This window comes from Sphingomonas sp. CV7422 (genome assembly GCF_027945725.1).
Classification (GTDB): Bacteria; Pseudomonadota; Alphaproteobacteria; order Sphingomonadales; family Sphingomonadaceae; genus Sphingomonas; species Sphingomonas kyungheensis.
Genome location: NZ_CP115900.1, coordinates 290,576 through 317,085, shown reverse-complemented (window position 1 = coordinate 317,085; position 26,510 = coordinate 290,576). Strand labels below are relative to the sequence as shown.

General features: G+C 68.5%; 25 protein-coding genes. 17 read left to right on the top strand and 8 right to left on the bottom strand.

The features are described from left to right. Positions 1-85: 85 nt before the first annotated feature. Together PBN85_RS01600 and tsaD are read right to left on the bottom strand one after the other, a co-directional pair. Positions 86-1,063: an NAD(P)H-dependent glycerol-3-phosphate dehydrogenase gene (locus PBN85_RS01600; protein WP_271299932.1), complete on the bottom strand. Its 978-nt coding sequence runs from the start codon at positions 1,061-1,063 to the stop codon at positions 86-88. Continuing rightward, a complete protein-coding gene (gene tsaD, locus PBN85_RS01595; RefSeq protein WP_037531662.1) occupies positions 1,060-2,088 on the bottom strand; it encodes a tRNA (adenosine(37)-N6)-threonylcarbamoyltransferase complex transferase subunit TsaD in 1,029 nt (342 codons plus the stop codon). Before tsaD ends, PBN85_RS01600 begins: the two co-directional genes overlap by 4 nt. Before the next feature lie 85 nt (positions 2,089-2,173). Between tsaD and hemC the strand changes: the two genes are divergently transcribed. Genes hemC through PBN85_RS01580 form a run of 3 tightly spaced genes read left to right on the top strand, consistent with a single transcriptional unit; the run spans position 2,174 to position 4,709 of the window. After that, positions 2,174-3,088 carry a hydroxymethylbilane synthase gene (gene hemC / locus PBN85_RS01590; RefSeq protein WP_037531659.1) on the top strand — a complete coding sequence of 305 codons (915 nt, stop codon included), beginning with the start codon at positions 2,174-2,176 and terminating at the stop codon, positions 3,086-3,088. Beyond that, a complete protein-coding gene (locus PBN85_RS01585; RefSeq protein ID WP_271299931.1) occupies positions 3,085-3,783 on the top strand; it encodes a uroporphyrinogen-III synthase in 699 nt (232 codons plus the stop codon). Before hemC ends, PBN85_RS01585 begins: the two co-directional genes overlap by 4 nt. Beyond that, positions 3,780-4,709, top strand: coding sequence for a hypothetical protein (locus tag PBN85_RS01580; protein WP_271299930.1), 930 nt, complete (start codon positions 3,780-3,782; stop codon positions 4,707-4,709). The genes PBN85_RS01585 and PBN85_RS01580 overlap by 4 nt, the downstream gene beginning before the upstream one ends. A 3-nt stretch (positions 4,710-4,712) precedes the next feature. On the opposite strand, the gene PBN85_RS01575 is transcribed toward PBN85_RS01580, so the two are convergent. Next, complete coding sequence (locus PBN85_RS01575; RefSeq protein ID WP_271299929.1) at positions 4,713-5,504, bottom strand: DUF72 domain-containing protein; 792 nt, start codon at positions 5,502-5,504, stop codon at positions 4,713-4,715. Between PBN85_RS01575 and PBN85_RS01570 the strand changes: the two genes are divergently transcribed. Next, entirely contained in the window at positions 5,503-6,813 is a 1,311-nt protein-coding gene (locus PBN85_RS01570; RefSeq protein ID WP_271299928.1) for a glycosyltransferase, read from the top strand. The genes PBN85_RS01575 and PBN85_RS01570 overlap by 2 nt on opposite strands. Here the strand turns inward: PBN85_RS01570 and PBN85_RS01565 are convergent. Next, positions 6,798-8,201: a helix-turn-helix domain-containing protein gene (locus PBN85_RS01565; RefSeq protein ID WP_271299927.1), complete on the bottom strand. Its 1,404-nt coding sequence runs from the start codon at positions 8,199-8,201 to the stop codon at positions 6,798-6,800. The genes PBN85_RS01570 and PBN85_RS01565 overlap by 16 nt on opposite strands. Positions 8,202-8,297: 96 nt before the next feature. Here PBN85_RS01565 and PBN85_RS01560 point away from each other — a divergent pair, with 96 nt between their 5' ends. The 7 genes from PBN85_RS01560 to PBN85_RS01530 all read left to right on the top strand — a co-directional run bounded on the left by PBN85_RS01560 (position 8,298) and on the right by PBN85_RS01530 (position 16,539). Further along, a complete protein-coding gene (locus PBN85_RS01560) occupies positions 8,298-9,824 on the top strand; it encodes an acyl-CoA carboxylase subunit beta (protein ID WP_271299926.1) in 1,527 nt (508 codons plus the stop codon). A 44-nt stretch (positions 9,825-9,868) separates the two neighbouring features. After that, entirely contained in the window at positions 9,869-10,156 is a 288-nt protein-coding gene (locus PBN85_RS01555; protein WP_037531649.1) for a hypothetical protein, read from the top strand. Beyond that, complete coding sequence (locus PBN85_RS01550) at positions 10,153-10,365, top strand: hypothetical protein (protein WP_037531646.1); 213 nt, start codon at positions 10,153-10,155, stop codon at positions 10,363-10,365. The genes PBN85_RS01555 and PBN85_RS01550 overlap by 4 nt, the downstream gene beginning before the upstream one ends. A gap of 8 nt (positions 10,366-10,373) precedes the next feature. Next, positions 10,374-10,793, top strand: a complete 420-nt coding sequence (mce, locus tag PBN85_RS01545) for a methylmalonyl-CoA epimerase (RefSeq protein WP_271300819.1) — start codon at positions 10,374-10,376, stop codon at positions 10,791-10,793. Further along, complete coding sequence (scpA, locus tag PBN85_RS01540) at positions 10,780-13,116, top strand: methylmalonyl-CoA mutase (protein ID WP_271299925.1); 2,337 nt, start codon at positions 10,780-10,782, stop codon at positions 13,114-13,116. Before mce ends, scpA begins: the two co-directional genes overlap by 14 nt. A 228-nt stretch (positions 13,117-13,344) precedes the next feature. Next, positions 13,345-14,352 (top strand): biotin synthase BioB, encoded by a 1,008-nt coding sequence (bioB, locus tag PBN85_RS01535; protein ID WP_271299924.1) that lies wholly within the window; start codon positions 13,345-13,347, stop codon positions 14,350-14,352. Positions 14,353-14,433: 81 nt separating this feature from the next. Further along, positions 14,434-16,539 carry an acetyl-CoA carboxylase biotin carboxylase subunit gene (locus PBN85_RS01530; RefSeq protein WP_271299923.1) on the top strand — a complete coding sequence of 702 codons (2,106 nt, stop codon included), beginning with the start codon at positions 14,434-14,436 and terminating at the stop codon, positions 16,537-16,539. A 146-nt stretch (positions 16,540-16,685) separates the two neighbouring features. On the opposite strand, the gene PBN85_RS01525 is transcribed toward PBN85_RS01530, so the two are convergent. The 3 genes from PBN85_RS01525 to PBN85_RS01515 are packed head-to-tail and all read right to left on the bottom strand — an operon-like array spanning position 16,686 to position 18,384. Further along, positions 16,686-16,874: a Trm112 family protein gene (locus PBN85_RS01525; RefSeq protein WP_271299922.1), complete on the bottom strand. Its 189-nt coding sequence runs from the start codon at positions 16,872-16,874 to the stop codon at positions 16,686-16,688. Then, complete coding sequence (locus PBN85_RS01520; protein ID WP_037531640.1) at positions 16,871-17,494, bottom strand: LON peptidase substrate-binding domain-containing protein; 624 nt, start codon at positions 17,492-17,494, stop codon at positions 16,871-16,873. Before PBN85_RS01520 ends, PBN85_RS01525 begins: the two co-directional genes overlap by 4 nt. Beyond that, positions 17,491-18,384, bottom strand: a complete 894-nt coding sequence (locus PBN85_RS01515; RefSeq protein WP_037531638.1) for a tetratricopeptide repeat protein — start codon at positions 18,382-18,384, stop codon at positions 17,491-17,493. Before PBN85_RS01515 ends, PBN85_RS01520 begins: the two co-directional genes overlap by 4 nt. Positions 18,385-18,747: 363 nt before the next feature. Between PBN85_RS01515 and PBN85_RS01510 the strand changes: the two genes are divergently transcribed. From PBN85_RS01510 to PBN85_RS01500, 3 genes are all read left to right on the top strand, one after another. Then, positions 18,748-20,001 carry a pentapeptide repeat-containing protein gene (locus tag PBN85_RS01510; protein ID WP_271299921.1) on the top strand — a complete coding sequence of 418 codons (1,254 nt, stop codon included), beginning with the start codon at positions 18,748-18,750 and terminating at the stop codon, positions 19,999-20,001. Positions 20,002-20,344: 343 nt separating this feature from the next. Next, the gene (locus tag PBN85_RS01505) at positions 20,345-21,607 is read left to right on the top strand and encodes a pentapeptide repeat-containing protein (protein ID WP_271299920.1); all 1,263 of its coding nucleotides are present in this window, start codon (positions 20,345-20,347) and stop codon (positions 21,605-21,607) included. 13 nt (positions 21,608-21,620) lie between these two features. Further along, on the top strand, positions 21,621-22,127 hold the full coding sequence (locus tag PBN85_RS01500; protein ID WP_152542102.1) for a hypothetical protein: 507 nt from the start codon (positions 21,621-21,623) through the stop codon (positions 22,125-22,127). 41 nt (positions 22,128-22,168) lie between these two features. On the opposite strand, the gene PBN85_RS01495 is transcribed toward PBN85_RS01500, so the two are convergent. Then, positions 22,169-24,271 (bottom strand): RelA/SpoT family protein, encoded by a 2,103-nt coding sequence (locus PBN85_RS01495; RefSeq protein ID WP_037531698.1) that lies wholly within the window; start codon positions 24,269-24,271, stop codon positions 22,169-22,171. Positions 24,272-24,397: 126 nt separating this feature from the next. Between PBN85_RS01495 and PBN85_RS01490 the strand changes: the two genes are divergently transcribed. From PBN85_RS01490 to PBN85_RS01480, 3 genes are all read left to right on the top strand, one after another. Continuing rightward, the gene (locus PBN85_RS01490) at positions 24,398-24,871 is read left to right on the top strand and encodes a winged helix-turn-helix transcriptional regulator (protein ID WP_037531634.1); all 474 of its coding nucleotides are present in this window, start codon (positions 24,398-24,400) and stop codon (positions 24,869-24,871) included. A 79-nt stretch (positions 24,872-24,950) separates the two neighbouring features. After that, positions 24,951-25,532: a TIGR00730 family Rossman fold protein gene (locus PBN85_RS01485; protein ID WP_271299919.1), complete on the top strand. Its 582-nt coding sequence runs from the start codon at positions 24,951-24,953 to the stop codon at positions 25,530-25,532. Next, positions 25,522-26,469: a phytoene/squalene synthase family protein gene (locus tag PBN85_RS01480; protein ID WP_271300818.1), complete on the top strand. Its 948-nt coding sequence runs from the start codon at positions 25,522-25,524 to the stop codon at positions 26,467-26,469. The genes PBN85_RS01485 and PBN85_RS01480 overlap by 11 nt, the downstream gene beginning before the upstream one ends. The last annotated feature ends 41 nt before the right edge of the window (positions 26,470-26,510 follow it).

Here is a 26,510-nt window from a genome sequence, read left to right as displayed (position 1 = left end):
CCGTCAATACCGAACTATGACCTATTGATTACAATGTTGCGCGATTGTGGCTATATTGCACCAGTTCGGCTCTATCGTGACGGCGTTACCGCGCTTCCTGTCGTAACGGCCGCGCCAGCAACGCGCCGACCACCGCATCGACCGGCGCACCCTCCAGCAGGCGGCAGACCGCCTGCGTCACCGGCATGTCGACCGCTGCCGCCAGCGCCGCCTCGCGCAGCACCGGGGCGGTGAACGCGCCCTCCGCCACCGTCCGCCGGTCGGCGAGCAGCTCCGCCGCGGCACGTCCCTGTCCCAGGCCGACGCCGAGCGAGAAGTTGCGGCTGCTCGTCGACGAACAGGTCAGCACCAGATCGCCGAGGCCGGACAGGCCGGCGAGCGTCTCGGCGCGTGCCCCGCGGGCGAGGCCGAAGCGCGTCATCTCGGCGAAGCCGCGCGCGATCAGCGCGGCGCGCGCATTCTGGCCGAGCCCGGCGCCGTCGACGACGCCGCAGGCGATCGCCAGCACGTTCTTGACCGCGCCGCCGATCTCCGCGCCGATCACGTCGTCGCTCGCATAGGGACGGAAATGCGGTGCGGCGAGCCGGTCGGACAGCGCCCGCCCGAGTGCCGCGTCCGCCGCCGCCAGCGTCACCGCGGTCGGCAGGCCGGCGGCGACCTCATGCGCGAAGGTCGGGCCGGACAGGACCGCGACCGGTGATTGCGGCTGCACCGCACGCGCGACCTCGCCGACGAGCAATTGCGTCCCCGCCTCGATCCCCTTGGCGCAGAGCACCAGCGGCTGGCCGCGTGGCGCGAGCTGGCTCAGCACGCCGCGGACGTGCTGCGCCGGCGCGACGACGAGCAGGGCGTCGCGATCGGCGAGATCGGCAAGGTCGCCGGTGGCGCGGATCGACGCCGACAGCGGCACGCCGGCGAGGAACAGCCGGTTCTCCTGCGCCGTGTTGATCGCTGCGACCACCTCGGACTCGCGCGCCCATAAGGTCACCGGCGCACCGCGATGCGCCGCCACCTGCGCCAGCGCGGTGCCCCAGGCGCCGCCGCCGATCACCCCGATCCTCATGCCTTCACTCCTGCACCCCGCACCGCCGCCGCATCCGGATCGAGCGGCCAGCGCGCCCGCGCCGGCACGTCGAGCGGGTCGGTCAGCCCCGCCGCGAACCGCTCCGCCCCCGCCCAGGCGATCATCGCCGCATTGTCGGTACACAGCCACAAAGGCGGCGCGACGAAGCGCAGCCCGCGTTCCGCCGCCAGATCCTGCAAGGCGGCGCGCACCGCGCCATTGGCGGCGACACCGCCCGCGACGACCAGCGCGGTCGCCGCGACCCCGGCGATGCCGCGACGGGTGCGGTCGATCAGACAGTCGACCACCGCCGCCTGGAACGAGGCGGCGATATCGTCCGCCTCATGCTGCCCGACCGCGCGCGCCACCGCGCTCTTCAGCCCGGCGAAGGAGAAATGCGGCTCGGCCGAGCCCTTGAGCGGGCGCGGCAGCGGCACGATCGGCCGCCCGCGCGCCGCCGCCTGTTCGACCATCGGTCCGCCCGGAAAGCCGAGCCCGAGCAGCTTCGCCGTCTTGTCGAACGCCTCGCCCGCGGCATCGTCGATCGTCGTCGCGATCCGGCGATAGCGCGCGACGCCCTCGACCAGCAGCAACTGGCAATGCCCGCCCGATACGAGCAGCAGCAGATAGGGGAAGTCCAGATCGGGATCGGACAGGCGCGGGCTGAGCGCATGGCCTTCGAGATGATTGACCGCGATCAGCGGCTTGCCCGCGGCATGCGCCAGCGCCTTGCCGGTGACGAGCGCGACCATCACCCCGCCGATCAGCCCGGGGCCGGCGGTCGCGGCGACCGCGTCGACCTGATCGAGCCGCAGCCCGGCATCGGCGAGCGCGGCGCGGACCAGGGGATCGAGCGCCTCGACATGCGCGCGCGCCGCGATCTCGGGCACCACGCCGCCGAACGGCGCATGCGCGCTCTCCTGCCCGAGCAGGCGGTGGCTGAGCACGCGCCGATCGCTGGTGACGATGGCCGCGGCGGTCTCGTCGCACGACGATTCCAGCCCGAGGATAATGCGTTCCGACATGGCGAGGCGTCTTACCCGCGTTGCCGGAGGTTGTCGAAGGGTGGCGATTTCGGCCAAGGCAGGCGCGGACGATGCGGGAGCGAGCATGGCGATCAACTTCAGGCTGGGCACGCGCGGATCGCCGCTCGCGCTGACGCAGGCGGCGATGGTGCGCGATGCATTGTGCGCGGCGCACGGCTGGGCGGCGGAGACGGTGGCATTGGTCGTCATCCGCACCACCGGCGACCGGGTGCAGGACCGGCCGCTCGCTGAGATCGGCGGCAAGGCGCTGTGGACTAAGGAACTCGACCGCGCGCTGCTCGAGGAGGAGATCGATGCCGCGGTCCATTCGATGAAAGACGTCGAGACGATCCGCCCGGCGGCGATCCGGATCGCCGCGATGCTGCCGCGCGCCGACGTCCGCGACCGGCTGATCGGCGCGGACACTGTCGCGGCACTACCGGCGGGGGCGGTGGTCGGCACCAGCTCGCCGCGACGGCGCGCGCAACTGCTGCGGCTGCGGCCAGACCTGTCGGTCGTCACCTTCCGCGGCAATGTCGATACGCGCCTCGCCAAGCTGGCGGCGGGCGAGGCGCAGGCGACCTTGCTCGCCGCGGCGGGGCTCGACCGGCTCGGTCGCGACGGTGTCGGCCGGCCGATCGCGACCGACGACATGCTGCCCGCCCCGGCGCAGGGCGCGGTCGGGATCGAGGTGCGCCATGCCGATCATCGTGCCGCGCTGATCGTCGCGGCGATCGACGATCCGGCGACCAGCGCCTGCGTCGCCGCCGAGCGGGCGCTGCTCGCGCACCTCGGTGCGGATTGCCATTCGCCGGTCGCGGCGCTCGCCGCGCTGTCGGGCGCGATGCTGACGCTGCGCGCCGAGCTGATCGCCGAGGACGGCAGCGCCTGGGTCGAGGGCAGCGGCGAAGGTACCGACGGTGCGCTCGTCGCCGCCGAACTCGCCGCCGACCTTCTGGCGCGCGCGCCCGCGGTGGTGCGGCAGCTGTTCCAGCCGTGAGGCCGCACGTCTGGCCGGGCGCGCTGGTGGTGCGGCCGGCGCCGGGCGATGCGCGCAGCCTCGCCCGCCTCCACGCCGGTGGCGGCGATGCGATCGGCTGGCCGCTGTTCGCCGCGACCGGCGTCGCCTGGACGCCGCCCGCCGCCGCGGGCTTCGACAGCCTGCTGCTGACCAGCACCAATGCGATCCGCCACGCCGGCGACGGCCTCGCCGTATTCGCCGCGCTGCCGGTGATCGCGGTCGGGTCGCAGACCGCGCGCGTCGCCGCGGCGGCCGGCCTCGACGTCGCGGTGACCGGCGCAGGCGGCGTCGCCGCCGCGCTCGCCGCAGCGGATGCGGCAGGGCTGCGCCGGCCGCTGCACCTTGCCGGCCGCGATCACGTCGCGAGCGGACATCCGACGGCGATCGTCTATGCCAGCGTCGCGCTGCCGGTCGATGCCGCCGCCTTCGCCGCCGCCGCGACGGACCGTGTCGTGCTGCTCCATTCGGTACGCGCCGCGCGCCGCGTCGCCGATCTGCTCGCCGATCGACGCGCGCGCAGTGCGATCGCCGCGCTCAGCCCCGCGGTATGCGCCGCCGCGGGCACCGGCTGGGCCGCCGCCGCCACTGCCGCGAGCCCCGACGACACGTCGGTCTGCACGCTCGCACTGTCTATGATTGACCGTGCGGCAGGGGGCGGGGATAAGAGGTCATGACCGACTATGAGCCGATCGACGCCAGGCCCCCGCGCGGCGCCCGTACCGGCCTGTTCCTGGCGATCATCGCCCTCGCCTTCGTCGCCGGTGCGATGCTCACCGGCTATCTGATGAAGCGCGTCGGCTGGCTCGGCGGCACGGCTGTGACGACCACCGGTCAGCGCACCGCGCCCGATCCCGCCAATTTCAATCCCGCGCAGCCGCTCAACGCTAATGGCCAGGCGACCAATGTGGCGCTCGACCCGACTGCGCTCGCCTCGCGCGAGGCGACGCTCGCCGGCCAGCTGACCGCGCTCGAGGCGCGGACCGCGGCGGTGACCAGCGACGCCGCCGCGGCCGGCGTGCAGGCCGGGCGCGCCGAAGGGCTGCTGGTGGCGGTGGCGGCACGCCGCGCGCTCGATCGCGGCACCGGGCTCGGCTATCTCGAAGAGCAGCTCCGCAACCGCTTCGGCACCGCCCAGCCGCGCGCCGTCGCCACCGTCATCGACGCCGCACGCCAGCCGGTGACGCTGGAAGACCTCCGCCAGGGGCTCGATGCGATCGCGTCCGAGATCGCGACGGTGAGCGGTGACAATTGGTGGGCGCGCCTGCGCCGCGAACTCGGCAGCCTCGTCGTGCTGCGCAAGGCGGGAACGCCGTCGCCGCGCCCCGCCGACCGCCTCGCCCGCGCACGTCGCCTGCTCGAAGGCGGCCAGGTCGAGGCGGCACGCGCCGAGGTCGCGCGGCTGCCGGGGGCGGGCGATGCGGGCAATTGGATGCAGGCGGCGAATCGCTACGTCGATGCCCGCCATGCGCTCGACCAGATCGAGAATGCCGCGCTGGTCGTCGCCCCGGCCAAGCCCACCGTCACCGCCGCCCCGGCCGACGTGCCGGCGGCGAGCGAGGCACTGGCGAACGAGGAAGCGACGACCTCGGTCGGAATGTGACCGTCAGCCCCGCACGCGGTCGATCAGCGCCATCGCGCCGTGCGGCGCCCGTACCTTCGCACCGTTGATGAAGAAGACGAAGGTCTCGCGCGGCGTCTTCGCCGGTGGTTCGGCGATCACATAGGGCAGGCCGTCGGGCTGGCCGCCCGCCGCCCAGACCTGCGCCGCCGCGGCCCAATCGTCGAGCGCCGCATCGCTATAGCCGGCAGGATTCGCCTCCTCCGCCGCCTCGAGCCGGGCGTAGACGAAATCGCCGGTGACGTCGGCGATCGCCGGATAATCGGTCGAATCGGCATAGACGATCGCGACCTTCGCCTGGCGCGCCATGGCGATGAAGGCGGGGTCGGCAAAGCTGTCGTGGCGCACCTGGATCGCATGGCGCAGCGGCACGCCGGCGTGCGCGGCGGGCAGCAAGGCAAGGAACGCCGCCATGTCGTCGGGATCGAATCTCTTCGTCGCCATGAACTGCCACAGGATCGGCCCGAGCCGGTCGCCGAGCTCGACAATCCCCTGTCCGACGAAGCGTTCGATCGATTCGCCCGCGTCCGCCAGCACCTTGCGGTTGGTGCAGTACCGCGACGCCTTGAGCGTGAAGACGAAGCCGTCCGGCACCGCCGCCGCCCAGCCGGCAAAGCTCGCCGGCTTGAAGCTCGAATAATAGGTGCCGTTGATCTCGATCGCGGTCAGGCGCGCCGCGGCATAATCGAGCTCGCGCTTCTGCGGCCATTTGGCGGGATAGAAGCTGTCGCGCCACGGCGCATAGGTCCAGCCGCCGATGCCGATTCGCACTGTCATGGCATCATCATACCAGAGCGGCACAGGCGTGACGATGAAGGCCGTGCTGGTGACGATCGGATCGCTCGGCGATCTCTACCCCTTTATCGCGATCGGGCGGGCGCTGGCGGCGCGCGGCGTCGCGGTGCAGCTGGCGGTGCCCGCCGATCATGTCGCGACGGTGCGGGCCGCCGGGCTGGCGGCGGACGCGATCCTGCCGAGCTTCGCCGACATCTGCGCGCGGCTCGGCATCGATGAGGCGAGCGCGGCGCGGCGGGTCATCACCCGGCGGCGCTTCGTGCTCGATGCGGTGATCCTGCCCTCGCTCGCCGACAGCAGCGCGCGGCTCGACGGTCTGGCGGCGGATGCGGACATCGTCGTCGGCTCGCCGTTCGCCCTCGCCGCCGGCATCATCGCCGAGAAGCGCCGGCTGCCGCTGGTCGCGATCAACCTCCAGCCGATGGCGCTATTCTCCGCCTGGGACCCGCCGCGGGCGCCCGATTGCGCGGCACTGATCCCGACGCCGCGCGGCCCCCTCGGCCGCGGCTGGAACGGCGCGCTGATCGGCGCGGTCAAAGGGGCGGTGCGGTTGCGCTATGGCGGCGCCGTCGACCGGGTCCGCCGCGCGCACGGCCTCGACGCCGCCAAGCTCGCGCCGGTGTTCGATCCGGTGCCGGCGCAATGCGCGACCCTCTGCTGCTACTCCCCTCTGCTCGCCCCGGTGCAGCCCGACGCGCCGCCGGCGAGCGAGGCGATCGGCTTTCCGCTCTACGACGGGGCCGAAGAAGCGGACGATCCGCAGCTCGCCGCCTTCCTCGACGCAGGGCCGCCGCCGATCGTCTTCACGCTCGGCTCGTTCCTCGTCCGCGCGCCGGGGACCTTCTATGCCGAGGCTGCTGCCGCCGCCGTCGCGCTCGGCCGGCGCGCGGTGCTGCTCACCGGCGGCGCGGCGCGAGTGCAGGAGGGCGCGGTGCTGCGGTTCGGCTATGCGCCGCATTCGGCGCTGTTCGCGCGCGCCGCGCTGGTCGTCCACCATGGCGGCATCGGCACGACCGGGCAGGCGATGCGCGCCGGCGTGCCGCAGCTCGTGCTGCCCTTCTTCGGCGATCAGTTCGACAATGGCGCCCGCGTCGCCCGGCTCGGCATCGGCGCGACGATGCGCCCGGCGGCGTTCCACGGCCGCGCCGCGGCGGCGATGCTGGCGCGTCTGCTCGCCGACCAGTCGATGGCGGCACGCGCCGCTGCCCTCGCCACCGAGGTGCGCCGCGAACGCCCGGCCGAGATCGCCGCCGACCGGATCGTCGCGCGCGCCGCTCATTCGAAGCGATAGGGGACGATCGCGCGCCGGTCCGGATCGACGAGCAGCGCGCGCCCGGCCGGCGGAAAGGCGCGCTGGTCGCAGTCGCGGCGCGGGCAGATGCGGCACGACGGGCCGATCGGCGTCGCGCCGTCCGCGCCGGCAAGGTCGAGCCCGTCGCCATAGACGAAGCTCGCCGCATGTTCGATCTCACAGCCCAGCACCACCGCATAGCGGCGCGGCACCTGGCGGTAGCTCGACGTCGCCTTGACCAGCCCCTTGGCCATCGACACGTAGCGCGCGCCATCGGGCATTTCGGCGACCTGGACGAGGATGCGGTCGGAGATCGCCACCGCCTCATGCGCCACCCACAAGGGGCAGGCGCCGCCATATTGCGCGAATTGCAGCCGCGTCGCCGAATGCCGCTTGGTGATATTGCCCGCCATGTCGATCCGGCAGAAATAGAAGGGCACGCCAGGCAGGCCCGGCCGCTGCAGGGTCGACAGCCGGTGACAGACCTGTTCGAAGCTGACGCCGAACTGCCGCCGCAACGCATCGACATCATGGCGGACCGCGCGCGCCGCGGCACGGAAGCGTGCATAGGGCATCAGCAGCGCCCCCGCGCCGTAATTGGCGAGGCCGACGCGCAGCAATTCGCGCGCCGCCTCCGACCGCAGCGGCGCGCCGGCGACGATCCCTTCGATCAGGTCGGCCGCCTCGAGCCGGATCAGCTGATGCGCGAGCTGGAAATGCCGCGTCTCGATCGGCTGCGCGCCGTCGATCGTCAGCGTGCCTGCCGCGGCGTCATAGGCGCGCAAGGGCGCGGCGATGCCGTCGTCGATCACCCGCACCGCGTGCGCGGCCTGCAGCCGCTCGATCAGCGCGCGGCCCTGCGGCAAGGCGTCGGCGAGCGCCTCGGCGCAGCGGTCGAGCGGATCGATGTAATTGCCGCTCGCCTGGAACCAGTCGCGCACCTCTTCCCAAGGAAGCAGCGTCGGCGTCGCCTGCGCATCGACGCGATCGTCGAGCACGCGCAACTGTTCCTCCGAGCGGCGCAGGGCGGCGTGGAGCGCGATCATCCGCCGCGCCAGCGCCGGCTGCTGCTGGAGCGCGCGGACCACCTCGGCCTCGTCGAGCAGCGCGGCGGGCACGGAGGGGTCGGTCCCCGCCTCGACCGCGCCGACCAGCATCGCACTGTCGTCCTCCGGCGCGACGTCGACCCAGTCGAGCGGAAAGGCCCGCGCCAGCGCGGCGAGCACGCCGCCGGTCACCGGCCGGTCGCCGCTCTCGATCTGCGACAGGTAGCTGGTCGAAATACCGATCCGCTGGCTGAGCTGCATCTGGCTGAGCGCGAGGCGGGCGCGCAGCGCGCGGACGCGATCGCCGGCGAACAGACGGGGGCGGGGCGCCGGGCGGGTCATCCCCCTCCCCTAGTTTGCAAACCTGCCGATTGCAATTTTGCAAAACCACAGTTGCGACGGCGCGCTAGGCTGGCAAAGACGCGAACAGGAGAGTGTATGTCATCGACGCTGAACGAGCTCGAACGCCGCCGATCCGCCGCCAGAGCGGGCGGCGGCGAAAAACGGGTCGCAGCGCAACACGCCAAGGGCAAGTTGACCGCCCGCGAACGGCTCGAGATCCTGCTCGACGAGGGCAGTTTCGAAGAGGTCGACATGTACGTCGAGCATAATTGCGTCGACTTCGGCATGGCGGAGCAGGTCATTCCCGGCGACGGCGTCGTCACCGGATCGGGCACGATCAACGGCCGTCTGGTCTTCGTGTTCAGCCAGGACTTCACCGTCTTCGGCGGTTCGCTGTCCGAACGGCACGCGCAGAAGATCTGCAAGATCATGGACATGGCGATGAAGGTCGGCGCGCCCGTGATCGGCCTCAACGACAGCGGCGGCGCGCGCATCCAGGAGGGCGTGGCGAGCCTCGGCGGCTATGCCGAGGTGTTCCAGCGCAATGCGCTGGCGAGCGGCGTCGTGCCGCAGCTCAGCCTGATCATGGGGCCGTGCGCGGGCGGCGCGGTCTATTCGCCGGCGATGACCGACTTCATCTTCATGGTGAAGGATTCGAGCTACATGTTCGTCACCGGCCCCGACGTGGTCAAGACGGTGACGAACGAGGTGGTGACGCAGGAAGCGCTCGGCGGCGCGGTAACGCACACCACCAAGACCAGCGTCGCCGACAATGCCTTTGATAACGACATCGAGGCGTTGCTCGCCGCGCGCGATTTCATCGACCTGCTGCCGCTGTCGAACCGCGAGGGCGTTCCCGAACGCCCGACCGCCGATGCCTGGGACCGGATCGAGCCGAGCCTCGACACACTCGTCCCCGCCTCCGCCAACCAGCCGTATGACATGCACGAGCTGATCCGGAAGGTGGTCGACGAGGGCGACTTCTTCGAGACGCAGCCGACGCATGCCGCCAACATCATCACCGGCTTCGGCCGGATCGAGGGGCGCACCGTCGGCGTCGTCGCCAACCAGCCGATGGTGCTGGCGGGCGTACTCGACATCAACAGCTCGAAGAAGGCCGCGCGCTTCGTCCGCTTCTGCGACGCCTTCGACATCCCGATCGTCACCTTCGTCGACGTGCCCGGCTTCCTGCCCGGTACCGCGCAGGAGCATAACGGCATCATCAAGCACGGCGCCAAATTGCTCTTCGCCTATGCCGAGGCGACCGTGCCCAAGATCACCGTCATCACCCGCAAGGCCTATGGCGGCGCCTATGACGTGATGGCGTCCAAGCATCTGCGCGGCGACCTCAATTACGCCTGGCCGACCGCCGAGATCGCGGTGATGGGCGCCAAGGGCGCGGTCGAGATCATCTTCCGCGGCCGCACGCCCGAGGAGATCGCCGAGCGCACCGCCGAATATGAGGCGCGCTTCGCCAACCCGTTCGTCGCGGCGAGCAAGGGCTTTATTGACGAGGTGATCCAGCCGCATTCGACCCGCCGCCGCATCGCGCTCGGGCTGCGCAAGCTGAAGGGCAAGGCGTTGGAAAACCCCTGGAAGAAGCACGACAACATTCCGTTGTGAGCCCTTTCCCTGCACATTATAAGGTCATGTGAAGGAGACGTCGCATGCAGACCGAACGCGTGACCTTTCTGACCACCCCCGAACATAAGGCGTCGCTCGACGCCTTCGCGCGCGACAACGGCATGTCCGTGGGACATGTCGTGCGCGAGGCGACCGTAGAATATCTTTCCCGTCCAGAGGCTGTCGAAGACGCGGAGCTGGCCGCGCTCGTCGCGGAGGCCAATGACGCCATTCCCAAAATGGCGGCTTCGATTGATCACATGATCGCGACACTCGACGCAAGTCATAGCCGGGTCGACAGATTTCTGCGTGAGATGGGGGTCCGGCGATGAGCATGGTAGGCGATGCCTTCAATGCGCTGCGGCAGGTCATCCTGATGCAATCGCGCCTCGACCAGCTCGATGGCCGGATCAGCCGCATGGCGGGCGACATCGACGGCCTGACGGATGCGCTTTCCACCTTGCGCGATCGGATCAGCCGGCTCGAAGGTGTGATCGAGGGCGCCGTCATGGCGACGCGGCAGCGGCGGATCGAGGATTGACGGACATGATGACCCTCGGCCGCCTCAACCACGTCGGCGTCGCGACGCCGTCGATCGCGCGGGCGGTCGAGAGCTACCGCCATCTGCTCGGCGCCACTGTGATCGGCGAGCCGTTCGACCTGCCGGCGCAGGGCGTGAAGGTATGCTTCATCGATACGCCCAATACGCAGATCGAACTGATCGAACCGTATGACGATACCTCGCCGATCGCCGGTTTCCTGCGCGTCAATCCCGCCGGCGGCCAGCATCACCTCTGTTTCGAGGTGGCCGACATTCATGCCGCGGTCGCCGAGCTGACCGCGAAGGGCGCGCGCGTGCTCGGCGCTCCGCGCATCGGGGCGCATGGCACGCCGATCGTCTTCGTCCATCCGAAGGACATGGGCGGCGTGCTGATCGAATTGATGGAGACGCCCGTTGCCGGACATTGAGGTCAACACCGGCGAGGACAGCGGCGCCGCGCCCGCTTCCGCCGCCGTACCCGAGCCGACGCCGCAGCCGGTCCATGCCGACTGGCAGGCCGCCGCCGCCCGGGAGGTGAAGGGCAAGGACCTGATCTGGCACACGCCCGAAGGAATCGACGTCAAGCCGCTCTACACCGCGGGCGATGTCGCCGGCTGGGATCCCGGTCTGCCCGGCTTCGCGCCCTTTACGCGCGGCGTGCGCGCGTCGATGTACGCCGGCCGGCCGTGGACGATCCGCCAGTATGCCGGCTTTTCGACCGCGGAGGAATCGAACGCCTTCTACCGCCGCAACCTCGCCGCCGGGCAGAAGGGCCTCTCGGTCGCCTTCGATCTTGCCACCCACCGCGGCTATGACAGCGACCACCCGCGCGTCACCGGCGACGTCGGCAAGGCGGGCGTCGCGATCGACAGCGTCGAGGACATGAAGATCCTGTTCGACGGCATCCCGCTCGATCAGATGTCGGTCAGCATGACGATGAACGGTGCGGTGATCCCGATCCTCGCCTTCTTCATCGTCGCGGGCGAGGAACAGGGCGTCGATCGCAAGCTGCTCGACGGGACCATCCAGAACGATATCCTCAAGGAGTTCATGGTCCGCAACACCTATATCTACCCGCCCGAGCCGAGCATGCGGATCATCTCGGACATCTTCGCCTATACGTCGCGCGAGATGCCCAAGTTCAACAGCATCTCGATCAGCGGCTATCACATGCAGGAGGCGGGGGCGACGCAGCTCCACGAGCTCGCCTTCACCATCGCCGACGGCATCGACTACGTGAAATACGGCGTCGCCAGCGGGCTGGACATCGACAGATTCGCGGGTCGGCTGAGCTTCTTCTTCGCGATCGGGATGAACTTCTTCATGGAAGTGGCCAAGCTGCGCGCCGCGCGGGTGCTGTGGCATCGCGCAATGACGCAGCTCGGCGCCAAGGACGAGCGCTCCAAGATGCTGCGCACCCACTGCCAGACCAGCGGCGTGTCGCTGACCGAGCAGGACCCGTACAACAACGTCATGCGCACGACGATCGAGGCGATGGCGGCGATGCTGGGCGGCACCCAGTCGCTCCACACCAACGCGCTCGACGAGGCGATCGCGCTGCCCACCGACTTCTCCGCGCGAATCGCACGCAACACGCAGATCGTGCTGCAGGAAGAGACGGGGATGACGAAGGTCGTCGACCCGCTCGGCGGCAGCTATTACGTCGAGAGCCTGACCAAGAGCCTGGTCGACGGCGCCTGGGAGATCATCGAGCGGGTCGAGCGCGAGGGGGGCATGGCCAAGGCGGTCGCCGCCGGCTGGCCCAAGGCGATGATCGAGGAGGCCGCCGCGGCGCGCGCGGCGCGGGTCGACCGCGGCGAGGACGTGATCGTCGGCGTCAACAAATACCGGCTGGCGGGCGAGGCGCCGATCGACATCCTCGACGTCGACAATGTCGCGGTGCGCGAGGCGCAGGTGCGGCGCATCGCCGCGGTGAAGGCGTCGCGCGACGAGGCGGCGTGCCGGCGCGCGCTCGACGCGCTGCGCGAGGGCGCGCGCAATCCTCCCCGGGACGGGGAGGGGGACCATGCGCAGCATGGTGGAGGGGGCTCGCCTCAAACGGCACCGCTCGTGGAAGCCCCCCTCCGTCAGCCTGCGGCTGCCACCTCCCCGTCCCGGGGAGGATTTGCGGAGACCAATCTCCTCGCCCTCGCGGTCGACGCCGCCCGCGCGCGCGCCACGCTCGGCGAGATCTCCGCCGCGATGGAGGACGTGTTCGGCCGGTTCGGCACGCATCCGAAGCCGGTGAAGGGCGTCTACGGCGGCGCCTATACCGACGACGAGCGCTGGGCGCGGCTGGTGCGCGGCGTCGAGGCGACCGAGCGCCGGCTCGGCCGCAAGCCGCGCATGCTGGTCGCGAAGATGGGGCAGGACGGCCATGACCGCGGCGCCAATCTCGTCAGCAGCATGTTCGGCGATCTCGGCTTCGAGGTGGTGCCCGGCCCCCTGTTCCAGACGCCGAAGGAAGCCGCGACGCTCGCGCTCGACAGCGATGTCGACGTGGTCGGCGCGTCCAGCCTCGCCGCCGGGCACAAGACCCTGATCCCCGAGCTGATCGGCCATCTGAAAGACGCCGGTCGGCCCGACATCAAGGTGATCGCCGGCGGCGTCATCCCCGCGCAGGACTATCAGGCGCTGCGCGATGCCGGTGTGCAGGCGATCTTCGGTCCGGGCACCAATCTCATCAAGGCGGCGGAGGAGGTGCTGCGCCTGCTCGGCCACAATATGCCGCCCGATGAGGAGGCCGCGTAATGGGCGCCCCGGACCGCCATGAGGACATGATCCGCCGCCGCCACACCGGCGCTATCTCGGCGCCGCATGATGCGACGGCACGCGCCGGCGGGCGTGGCGCCGGTTTCGCGACCCGCAATGCGTGCTAGAGAGTGGCGAACGCGCGGGCGGAGCGCTCGGACAATGGCGCAGCGGCAATGGCTTGCGAAGGTGACGGACGCTCGGACGCAGCAGGTGGAAGGGAATGACGTGGACGAAGTGACGAACGCGGTACGCAACGACTGGACGCGCGACGAGATCGCGGCGCTGTTCGACCTGCCGTTCGACGAGCTGATGTGGCGGGCGCAGACCGTCCACCGCGCGCATCACGCGCCCGGGCAGGTGCAGCTCTCCACATTGCTGTCGATCAAGACCGGCGGCTGCCCGGAGGATTGCGGCTATTGCTCGCAGTCGGTCAGCGCGGAAAGCGGCGTCAAGGCGACCAAGCTGATGGACGTGCGCGCGGTGCTGCAGGCGGCGGCGCAGGCCAAGGACAATGGCTCGACCCGCTTCTGCATGGGCGCGGCGTGGCGCAATCCCAAGGACCGCGACATGGACGCGATCGTCGCGATGGTCGAGGGCGTGCGCGGCATGGGCATGGAGACCTGCATGACGCTCGGCATGCTCGAGCCGCACCAGGCCGATCGGCTCGCGGCGGCGGGGCTCGACTATTACAACCACAATATCGACACCTCGCCCGAGCGATACGGCGACGTGATCACCACCCGCACCTTCCAGGCGCGGCTCGACACGCTCGACGCGGTGCGCGGCGCGGGGATCAACGTCTGCTGCGGCGGCATCGTCGGCATGGGCGAGACGCGAGAGGATCGCGTCGGTTTCGTCCACGCGCTGGCGACGCTGCCCGAGCATCCCGGCAGCGTGCCGGTCAACGCGCTGGTGCCGGTGAAGGGCACCGTGCTCGGCGACATGTTGGCGGACACGCCGCTCGCCAGGATCGACGAGATTGAGTTCGTCCGCACCGTCGCGGTGGCGCGCATCACCATGCCGGCGAGCATGGTGCGCCTGTCGGCGGGGCGCGAGAGCATGTCGGACTCGGCCCAGGCCTTGTGCTTCATGGCGGGCGCCAATTCGATCTTCACCGGCGACAAGTTGCTCACCGCGGGCAATGCCGGCGACGACAAGGATGCGGCGCTGTTCGCCAAGCTGGGCGTGACGCCGATGGCGGCGGAATGCCGATTGGCGCAAGCGGCGGAATAAGCGGCAACGGCAGCAGCCGGCCGGACGAGAGACGCGTCCGCCGTCGACTTGATCGCGGCGGCGGGACAGCAGGAGAGTCGAGTGTTCAAGAAAATCCTGGTCGCCAATCGCGGCGAGATCGCCTGCCGCGTGTTCCGCACCGCCAAGCGGATGGGGATCAAGACGGTCGCGGTCTATTCCGACGCCGACGCGCGCGCGCCGCACGTGCTGATGGCGGACGAGGCGGTGCGGCTCGGGCCGGCGCCGGCGGCGGAGAGCTATCTCAAGGCCGAGCTGATCCTGCTGGCGGCGAAGGAGACCGGGGCCGACTGTATCCACCCCGGCTACGGCTTTCTGTCCGAGCGCGAGAGCTTCGCGCGTGCCTGCGCCGAGGCGGGGATCGCCTTCGTCGGCCCGCCGCCGAACGCGATCGCGGCGATGGGCGACAAGATCGAGTCGAAGAAGCTGGCCAAGCAGGCGGGCGTCAACGTCGTCCCGGGCTATCTCGGCGAGATCGCCGATACCGACGAGGCGGTGCGGATCGCGGGCGAGATCGGCTATCCGGTGATGATGAAGGCGTCGGCGGGCGGCGGCGGCAAGGGCATGCGGCTCGCCTGGAGCGAGCAGGACGTGCGCGAGGGCTTCGAGGCGACCAAGCGCGAGGGGCTGGCGAGCTTCGGGGACGACCGCGTCTTCATCGAGAAGTTCATCGAGAGCCCGCGCCATATCGAGATCCAGGTGCTCGGCGACCAGCACGGCAACATCGTCTACCTCAACGAGCGCGAATGTTCGGTGCAGCGCCGCCACCAGAAGGTGGTCGAGGAGGCGCCGTCGCCCTTCGTCACGCCCAAGATGCGCGCCGCGATGGGCGAGCAGGCGGTCGCGCTGGCACGGGCGGTCGGCTATTACAGCGCGGGCACGGTGGAGCTGATCGTCTCCGGTGCGGACACGACCGGGGAGAGCTTCTACTTCCTCGAGATGAACACGCGGCTCCAGGTCGAGCATCCGGTGACCGAGGAGATCACCGGGCTGGATCTGGTCGAGCAGATGATCCGCGTCGCGGCCGGCGAGCCGCTGGCGTTCGGGCAAAGCGACGTCGGCATCGACGGCTGGTCGATCGAGAACCGCGTCTATGCCGAGGACCCGTACCGCGGCTTCCTGCCGAGCATCGGGCGGCTGGTGCGCTACAATCCTCCCCGGCACGGGGAGGGGGACCGCCCGGCGCAGCCGGGTGGTGGAGGGGGCTTTCCACACGGCACAACGTATGCGGAGCCCCCCCTCCACCATCCTTCGGATGGTCCCCCTCCCCGGCACGGGGAGGATTTGCCCCGCACCCGCGTCGACGACGGCGTCGCCGAGGGCGGCGAGGTCAGCATGTTCTACGATCCGATGATCGCCAAGCTGATCACCTGGGCGCCGACGCGCGAGGCGGCGATCGATGCGCAGGTCGCCGCGCTCGACGCCTTCGAGATCGAGGGTCCGGGCACCAACATCGACTTCCTCTCGGCGCTGATGCAGCACCCGCGCTTCCGCGAGGGGCGGCTGACCACCGGCTTCATCGCGGAGGAATATCCTGACGGCTTCCACGGTGCACCCGCATCATCCGGATTGTTGCGCGAACTCGCCGCCATCGCCGCCTTCGCCGCGACCGCGCACGCCGATCGCGCCCGCCGTATCGACGGCCAGCTCGGTCACCGCCTCCACCCGCCCGCCGACTGGGTGGTGCGGATCGGCGACGCCGACCATGTCGTCCACGTCTCGCCCGACGCGATCACCGTCGACGGCACGCCGCTCGACATCGGCGTCGAATATACGCCCGGCGACCGGCTGATCGAGGCGGAGCTGGCGGACGAGCGGGTGCTGTCGGTTCGCATCGCGCCGACGCGCGCGGGCTTCCGTCTGACGACGCGCGGTGCCAGCCACGTCGCGCGTGTGCTGCCGGCGCATGTCGCACCCTATGCCGCGCATCTCCTCGAAAAGGTACCGCCCGACCTGTCGCGCTTCCTGATCGCACCGATGCCGGGGCTGCTCGTCCGGCTCGACGTCGCGGCGGGCGATGCGGTCGAGGCGGGACAGCCGCTCGCGGTGGTCGAGGCGATGAAGATGGAGAATATCCTGCGCGCCGAGAAAGCCGGCCGGGTCAAATCGGTCGCCGCCGCGGCGGGCGACAGCCTCGCGGTCGATCAGGTGATTCTCGAGATGGAATGATGGGTCATCGGCAGACGCGCGTCAGGGACTGCGCGCCTGCCGGTTAGCCATCGACGCGCTCAGGGCGAACCGTTGAGGAGAAGGCCCCCCTCCACCGAACGGGCCGAGCCTGTCGAAGCCCACCGATCCGAACGCACTCCGCAGCGTTACGCCGAAGACCCCGTATCGATCCGCCGCGCGTCGTCGGGCAGCATCACCGGCACGCCGTCGCGGATCGGATAGGCGAGCCCCGCCGCCTCCGACACCAGCTCCTGCGCGGCCTCGTCATAGCGCAGCGGCTGGCGCGTCACCGGGCAGACCAGCCGTTCGAGCAGCCAGGGGTCGAGGCCGCTCATTGCAGCGTCACCCGCTCGTCGCCGTCGTGCCGGCCGAAGAATTGCATCAGCTGGATGATCAGCTCGGCGCGCGTCTCGATATCCGGCGCTTCGAGCAACGCCTGTTTCGCCGCCGCGTCGAACGGCGCGATCTGTGCGATGCCGTTGACCAGGCTCTCGTCGTCGAGCCGGCCGACCGCCTCCCAGTCGACGCTATAGCCATGCGCCTCGGCAAACCGCCGCGATTCGATTTCCAGCGAGGACCGCCGGCCGAGCGACAGGCTGTCGTCCGCGACCAGCGGCAGCAGTTCTGCCTCGATCTGGCGGAACGGCGTCGTCACGTCGAGCTCGCGCACGACGCGGAACAGCGCGATCCCCTCCAGCACCAGATTGTACCGACCGTCGTCCAGCGCCTCGACCTCGGCGATCTTGCCGACGCAGCCGATGTCGTAGAGCGTGTCGCCGCCCGCCTGCTGCATCGGCTGGATCATGCCGATCCGCCGGTCGCGCGCCATCGCATCGCTCACCATCGCGCGGTAGCGCGGTTCGAAGATGTGCAGCGGCAGGTGCATGCCGGGGAAGAGCAACGCCCCCGGCAGTGGGAAGATCGACAGCCGGGCGAGGGTCGCCGGCGCGCTCATCCGAACAGGATCGCGGACAGGCGGCGACGCTGCGCCGCGACCCAGGGGTCTTCCAGTCCGACCGCCTCGAACACCTTGAGCAGCTGCTGACGCGCCGCGCCCTCGTTCCAGCCGCGGTCGGCGGCGACGATATGCAGCAGATTGTCCGCGGCGCCGTCGCGATCCCCCGCCGCCATCTGCGCATTGGCGAGCGCGAAGCGGCGCTCGTGATCGTCGGGGTGCGCCGCGACCTCGGCGGCGAGCGCGGCATGGTCGGCGGCCGGCGGCGCGCTCTGCGCCAGCGCCAGCGCCGCGCGGGCGCGGTCGATGCCGGCATCCTTGATGTCGGCGGGCAGCGCGTCGATCGCCGCCTGCGCCGCCTCGCCGTCGCCGGCGGCGAGCAGCGCGCGGATATGGCCCGACAGCACCGCCGGATTCTCCGGCGCCATCTCGATCAGTTGCGCGAAGATCGCCACCGCACGCTCGGCATCGCCGCTCGCCAGCACCTCCTCGCCCATCGCGATCAGCGGCTCGATCTCCGCCTCCGCCTCGGCGCCGGGGCCGGTGACCGGCAATTGCTTGAGCAACTGGTCGAGGATGACGCGCAACTGCGATTCGGTGCGCGCGCTGGTCAGGTCGGCGACGAGCTGGCCCTGGAACATCGCATAGACGGTGGGGATCGACTTGATCTGGAATTGCGCGGCGATGAACTGGTTCTTGTCGGTGTCGATCTTGGCGAGCACGACACCCTTGTCGGCATAGGCCGCGGCGACCTTCTCCAGCACCGGTCCCAGCGCCTTGCACGGCCCGCACCATTCCGCCCAAAAATCGATGATGACGAGGCTGGTCATCGATGGTTCGACGACGTCGCGGCGGAAATCCTCGATCGCCTGCTTCTCGGCGGGCGCCATACCTAAGGTGGCCAAGTCATGCTCCTTCGTGTCCGTTGCCCATGTGGGGCAGCGCCGCGCCGCCGCCAAGGTGTGACATCACCCTAGCCGCTCGGCAGGGGGCTTGTCGAAGGCGATTGCGGGGGGCGGGGGTGGCGCCCGGTGCGGGATACCGCCCGCCGCGACACCGGATCCGCCGTGCGCCGATTGGCGTCTCTATTGTCCCGATATGGTCTCGAAACGACCGCAACCGAGTCGATGTACCAACAAAATAAATAACGTGTTGCCCGCCATGACTTAACCGCGTCGTCCCGGCTTTATGACGGATCGGTCGGTGATGCCTCTCTACAATGACGGAGAAGTACATCCTACCGGAGACATACGATGATGACTGCACGAACGGCGCTCACCGTGTCGCCGGCAGGCGGCGACGACCCGATCGCGGTAACGCCGCCGGCCGGCATCCCGGCCCCCGATCCGGTCGCGGTGACCGTCGCCACCGGGACGACCGGCATCCGGCGGCTGGCCCCGCTCGCCGCGGCGGTGGTGCTCAGCCAGCAGGGCTTCCGGCGCGGAGCGTCGGGGCGGCTCGACCTCCATGGCCAGGATCTGCGCGACGTCGACCTCAAGACGCTCGACCTGCGCGGCGCCGACCTCAGCGGCGTCGACCTGCCCGGCAAGGATCTGTCCGGACTCGATCTCAGCGGCGCCAATCTCGCGGGTGCCAGGCTCGACGGGGCGACGCTGGTCGGCACCAACCTTCACGGCGTCAAGGCGACCGGCGCCAGCTTCACCAAGGCGCATTTCGACCTGAGCGATCTCAGCGAGGCCGATTTCACCGGGGCCAGGTTCGCCGATGCCCGTTTCGGCGGCTTCGTCGACGATATGGCAGGCGACGACGGCACGACGATCGGTGCCGGCTATGTCATCAGGAAGAGCAAGTTCACCAACGCCGATTTCTCCCGCGCGGTGTTCGAGGCCGGCGCGACGATCGTCGGGTCCACCATCGACGGCGCGACCTTCGATGGTGCGAGGCTCGGGACTGTGACGTTCGCCCAGGGCAGCATGCGGGGCGCGAGCTTCGAACGGATCGCCGGCATACTGACCACCGACCATATGGATGCGACCAACGCCGATTTCCGGCATATCGACGGCGCGACCATCCGCCTCCGGACGAGCAAGGTCGATGGTGCCAGCTTCGCCGACAGCAACGTGCAATTGACCGCCACCGCGATCGATCTGCGGCATGTCGACCTCTCCGTCGCGCACAAGGACCTGCGCAACGCCGCATTCACCGATTGCGTGATGACGGGGATGGACTTCTCGGGCTTCGACTTCCGCGGCGCGACGTTCCGCAGCACCGGGCCGGTGATCGCCAGCCCCTATCTCAGCTCGACGGGCCGGCAGAGCGCGAGCATCGTATCCGGCGTCAACTTCCACAATGCGCGGTTCGACGGTGCGTCCTTCCGCGACTTCGACCTGCGCAAGGCGCAACTCGACGCCGGCGCGCTGCGCGGGACGACGATCGGCTATGGCGACGATACGCCGACGTTCGTGTCGAGCGACCGTTATGACATCAAGACCGTGTTCCGGGATGCATGGCCGCGGGACAGTGCGCGCAGGCAGCATTTCGGCTGATCGCCCGCCTTCCGGCAAGACGAATCCGATCCCGCCCGGCCGGAACCCGCGGGCGGGATCTCGACGTCGCGCCGGTGCCGGCCAGCGATCGCACCCAACATCGTTGCGTAATCGGTATCCGTCACCCGTCACGCCGGCATGTCGGTGATATTACAGATGTCTTCACCTGGCTACCGAGTCACGCGCGCGATCGTTTGCAAACGAAACTACTGTTTGAATGTTTGACACCATGCAGAAAGAGTCAAATGGAACGATAAGGTTATTTGATAACCCGGGATGAGTCACGATGCCTTCCCCTTTTCTTGCTACAATGAGCCTGGACCAAGCAAGAAAGGAGTAAGCGATGAACGTCACGACCGTATCAGCCGCTCCGGTTCAGGCGAGCGAACCGCCCCGATCGGAGACCACCGCACCCGCCACGGACCCCAAGCCAGCGGCAGCGGAAACCAAGCCGGGTGCGCAAGGCATCCAGAAGCTGTCTGGCGACGCCGCCGCCGTGGTGCTGACCGAACAGGGCAAGGCACCCGACACGCCGCCGCCGCCCAAGCTCGATCTGCACGGTCAGGATCTGCGCAGCACCGACCTGTCGAAGCTCGACCTGCGCGGCGCCGACCTCAGCGGCGCCGACCTGACGGGCAAGGACCTGACCGGGGTCGACTTCAGCGGCGCCACGCTGAGTGGCGCGAAGTTCGACGGCGCGACATTCAGCAAGTCGAACCTGCGCGGCGTTACCGCGGTCGGCACCAGCTTCACCAAAGCGAGCTTCGACCACACCGATATAGACGATTCTAATTTCAGCGACAGTTCGTTTGCAGGGGCGACGTTTTCATTCAATTTCGAGGATGAAGAGGCCGTCAAACACAACAGAAATTACGATTTCAAGAGCTATGGCGTTGGAAGGTGTAACTTTTCAAAATGTGATTTTTCGAACGCCGTATTTCAACACGAATTATATGCACGTGATTGTAATTTCTCAAACGCAAACTTTGATAGTGCAACGATAACCAACTCGAAGTTTATAACGGGGTCAATCGAGAACGCTAATTTTCAGCACATCAAAGGAAATATAATCGCTTGCCGCCTCGACGCGACGAATGCCGATTTCAGCCATATCGAGGGCGGTTACGTTTTACTCGAAAATAGCAAAGTTGACGGGGTATCTTTTAAAGATAGCAGTACGAGATTGATTCTATCCAGTCTCGACCTCAGGAATATGAATTTAGAGGTTAAAAATAAGAGTTTTCGAAGTGCGCAGTTTATTGACTGTGTCATGACCGGGATGGATTTCTCCGGATGCGATTTTTCGAACGCGGAATTTAGGAGCTACAGTTCCAGCGCGGGATCATCATATTTGACTGGCAGCAGCCAGAGTTACCAAGATGTAGTCAGCGATACTGACTTTCGTGGTGCAAAATTCACCGGCACGCATTTTGTCAATTATGATATGCGAAAATCACTCGTAAGTCCCGGCGCATTTGTCGGCGCGACTATTTCAAACTGGCTTGATCAGCCCATCCACGTCACCAGCAGCAATTATTACTTAACCGAACTCTTCAAGGATTTCTGGCATGAATATGCCGTCCGCAACAGTCGTTCAATTCGTTGATCGGAGAACGTCAATGAAAAATCCCCTTCGTCTAATTACCGCCGCTCTCCTTTTCGCCGTAACAGTCGGCGCTTCAGCAACGGCAAACGCTCAGGTCTCAGATCATAACTATTGGATAACCTTAACGAACAATACCCCCTATCTAGTTACAATCTATGATATAGAGAATAGTGCTCGCTACGGCACCGGCCATGATGACGGCACCGTGACCGATCGGATAGACGGTACGATCGAGGCCGGCAAAAGCAAGATGGGCAGAATCCGCATGCTGGATGTAGCCTATTATACCGAAGTCTGGTTCAAGGCGTCGTATAGCTACGAAGACCGCGATACCAAAAAAACCAATACCCCGGTTTGCATGTTCGGCATCACGTACAAGACGTCAACCGGTGAATTCGTATCGGCATCCGCCTCCCGCTACGACGGCGATCCGCTACCGAAATGTTCCGTCACCGGCAATGGCTTCGACAGATACTATTTCAATATCGAGACAAGCAACGATCATCCAAGCCCGAATTAAACTCTCTCATCGCCGGCGGCGCAGCAATGCCGCCGCCGGCATCACACCCGCTCCACCGCATTCACCGCATCCGCCGCGCGCAGCGCCGCGATCAGCCGCATCAGTTGCTGCACGTCATGCACCTCGACGTCGATGACGTTGGTGTGGAACATCGAATCGCGCGTATCGAGCCGCAGTGCGATGATGTTCGCGCGATGCGCGCCGATGATCGTCGAGACGATGCCGAGTGCGCCGGGTTCGTTCTTCACCTGCACGCTGATCCGCGCCACCGCGCCGTCGCTCTTGTCGCCCCAGTCGACGTCGACCCAGTCGGTCTCGTCGGTGCCGCGCTCGGCGAGTTCGGCGAGCACCGGGCAGTCGATCGCATGGACCTCGATCCCCGCATCGGGGCGGCGCAGCCCGACGATCCGGTCGCCCGGCACCGGATGGCAGCATTCGGCGAGGTCGAAGGCGACGCCCGGCGTCAGCCCCTTGATCGAGATCGCGGTGGACTGCGGCGCGAGCGGCGCGACGTCGGCGCCCGCCGATCCCGGCATCAGAGCCTCCATCACCGCATGGTCGGACAGGGTGCGTCGCGCGATCGCCGCCATCAGCGCCGCCTCGTCGCCGAGGTTGAGCCGCGACAGCGCATGGTCGAGCGCGTCGCTGCCGAGCTGCGCGGGCAGGCGGCGGACGATATCGTCGTACAGCTTGCGGCCGAGTGCAATCAGCTCGTCGCGCTCGCGGTTGCGCAGGTAGCGGCGGATACCGGCGAGCGCCTTGCCGGTGATCGCAAAGTTGAGCCAGCCGGGCTGCGGCACCTGCCCCTTGGAGCGCAGCACCTGCACCTGATCGCCGTTCTCGATCACCGTCGACAGCGGCACGACGCGGCCGTTGATCTTGGCACCGACCGCCTGGTCGCCGAGATCGGTGTGCACCGCATAGGCGAAATCGATCGGCGTCGCGCCCTTGGGCAGCTGGATCAGCTCGCCCTTCGGCGTGAAGGCGAAGATGCGATCCTGATACATCGCCATGCGGGTATGTTCGAGCAGCTCTTCGGGGCTGCCCGCGGTTTCGAGGATCTCGACCAGATCGGCGATCCAGCTGTGCTGGCTGTCGGCGCGAACCTTCTTTTCCTTGTACGCCCAGTGCGCGGCGAGGCCAAATTCGGCCTCGGCATGCATGTCGGCGGTGCGGATCTGGATTTCGATGCGCGCATTGTCGGCATGGATGACGCTGGTGTGCAGCGAGCGATAGCCGTTGCGCTTGGGCGTCGAGATATAGTCCTTGAACCGCCCCGGCACCATCGGCCAGCGGCGATGGATGATGCCGAGCGTGCGATAGCAATCCTCCACCGTCGGCACGATCGCGCGGAACGCCATCACGTCGGAGAGCTGCTCGAAGCTGATGTGGCGCTCGCTCATCTTGCGCCAGATCGAATAAGGGTGTTTCTCGCGCCCCGTCACCTCGGCCTCGACGCCGGCGCGGCCGAGCAGCAGCTTGAGGCCGGAGGCGATGCGCGCGATCCGGTCGCCGCCGCCGGTCTTGAGCTGTTCGAGCCGCTTGCTGATTGATTCGAACGCTTCCGGCTCGAGCTGTTCGAAGGCGAGCGTCTGCATCTCCTTCATGAACTCGTACATCCCGATCCGCTCGGCGAGCGGCGCGTAGATGTCCATCGTCTCCTTCGCGATCCGCCGCCGCTTCTCGGGCTTGGCGATGTGATGGAGCGTGCGCATGTTGTGCAGCCGGTCGGCGAGCTTGACGAGCAACACGCGGATGTCGTCCGACATGGCGAGCAGGAACTTGCGCAGATTCTCGGCGGCGCGTTCGTTCTCGGTCTGCGCCTCGATCTTGCTCAATTTGGTCACGCCGTCGACCAGCCGCGCGACATTGCCGCCGAACAACCGGGTGATCTCCTCGGGCGTCGCGACCGTATCCTCGATCGTATCGTGCAGGATCGCGGTGGCGATCGTCTCGTCGTCGAGCCTGAGGTCGGTGAGGATGCCCGCCACCTCGATCGGATGGCTGAAATAGGGATCGCCGCTCGCGCGCTTCTGGCTGCCGTGCGCCTGCATCGAGAAGACGTAGGCGCGGTTGAGCAGCGCCTCGTCCGCATCCGGGTCATAGTCGAGCACGCGGTCGACCAGTTCATATTGCCGTAGCACGTCGACCACATGGGGGAGGCCGATGGTGCTTTGCAACATCTTGTTGCGGATACGGGTACGATTTCGATGAGCAGACCGCGGCACGCCGGTCGCCGGCCGCCGCGCGATGGGCTAGGCTGCGCCGGCATGACGACGGCCAAGCCCCCACCCTTACGCGAATCGCTGCGCGGCTGCAGCCTGCCCGCAGCGCTCGAGGCGATGGGGGAACGCTGGTCGTTCCTGATCCTGCGCGCCGCGTTCAACGGCCTGCATCATTTCGAGGCGTTCCAGGCGGAGCTCGGCATCGCGCGCAACATCCTCGCCAACCGGCTGGCGCGGCTGGTCGATCACGGCATCCTGCAACGCGAGCCGCTGCCCAAGGACCGGCGCAGGATCCGCTATACGCTGACCGACAAGGGGCATGCGTTGCTGCCGACGATGGTCGCGCTGCGCCAATGGGGCGAGCGCTGGGAATTGGGCGAGCCGGCCTTCCCCGTCCTCGTCGACGCGCGCGACCAGCGGCCGATCGCGCCGGTGGCGGTACATGCGCACGACGGCCGCACGCTCGGCCCCGGCGACCTGATCTGGGCGCTGCCCGAGGACGTGCAGGCGGCGGAATGAGGGTGCGGCGCGGAAGAGGATGCCCTCCGATGCCCCGCGCCGCTTGTCGCCCGGCGCGCGGTCGCGTAGCGGCAGGAGCATGAAACGCCTCGCTATCTATTGCGGCTCCGCGACGCCCGCCGACCCCGTCTATCTCGACTCCGCCCGCTCGGTCGGTCGCACGCTCGCCGAGCGCGGCATCGGCCTCGTCTATGGCGGCGGCCGGCTCGGATTGATGGGCGCGGTCGCCGATGGTGCGCTGGCGGCGGGGGGCGAGGTGATCGGCGTCATCCCGCAGGCGCTGGTCGATGCCGAAGTGGCGCATCGCGGCCTCACCGAGCTGCACGTCGTCGCGGGCATGCACGCGCGCAAGGCGCTGTTCACCGACCTGTCGGACGGCTTCGTCACCATCCCCGGCGGCACCGGCACGATGGACGAATTGTGGGAGGCGCTGAGCTGGGCGCAGCTCGGCTATCATGCCGATCCGGTCGGGCTGCTCAACGTCGCCGGCTATTATGACGATCTCATCGCCTTCTGGCACAAATCGGCCGAGGTCGGCTTCCTGCGCCCGCAACATCGCGACCTGCTGATCGTCGACGACACGCTCGACGGGCTGCTCGCGCAGATGGCGGCGCATCAGCCGACGCAGCCGATCGTGCGGATGAAGACGTCTGACCTCTAGCGCCGGCCCGAGCCGCGACGCGATCGTCGCCACCGCGCACGAATCGATCGCGCGCGGGTCGAAGAGCTTCGCGGCCGCAAGCCTGTTGTTCGACCGGCGGACGCGCGAGCGGGCGTGGCTGCTCTACGCCTGGTGCCGCGCCTGCGACGATATCGCCGACGGGCAGGATCACGGCCACGTCATGTCGGTGGTCGAGGATGCGCCGGCGCGGATCGCGGCGATGGCGATGCTCACCGATGCGGCGCTTGCCGGCGACGTCATCGGCGTGCCCGCGTTCGACGCGCTGCGCCTCGTCGCGGGCGAGACGGGCCTGCCGCCGCGCTTCGCGCACGACCTGATCCAAGGCTTCCGGCTCGACGCGGACGGCTGGCGGCCGCGCACCGAGGACGATCTGCTGCGCTATTGCTATCACGTCGCCGGTGTCGTCGGCTGCATGATGGCGGTGATCATGGGCGTATCGCCCGACGACGACGCCGTACTCGACCGTGCCTGCGACCTCGGCCTCGCCTTCCAGCTCGCCAATATCGCGCGCGATCTCGACGAGGATGCCGCGGCGGGGCGCTGCTATCTGCCGACCGACTGGCTCGCCGAGGCGGGGATCGCGTCCGATGCGGTGATGGCGCCGGCCAACCGCCCGGCACTCGCCGCGCTCGCCCGCCGCCTGACCACCCGCGCCGCACAGTTCGAGGCGAGCGCGCGCATCGGCACGCGCGCGCTGTCGTTCCGCTCCGCCTGGGCGGTGCTCGCCGCGGCGCGCATCTATGGCGCGATCGGCCGCAAGGTGGCGGAGCGCGGCGAACGGGCGTGGGACGCGCGGGTGACGACGGGCAAGGGCGAGAAGCTCGGCTTCATCGTGCAGGCGGCGATCGATGCGCGGCAGCGGCTGACGATCGCGGCGGTACCGCGCGATCCGGGATTGTGGCAGCGGCCGCGGTGACGACTGGCGCCTCGGATCTGCATCCGTGAGAAGCCGTTAGC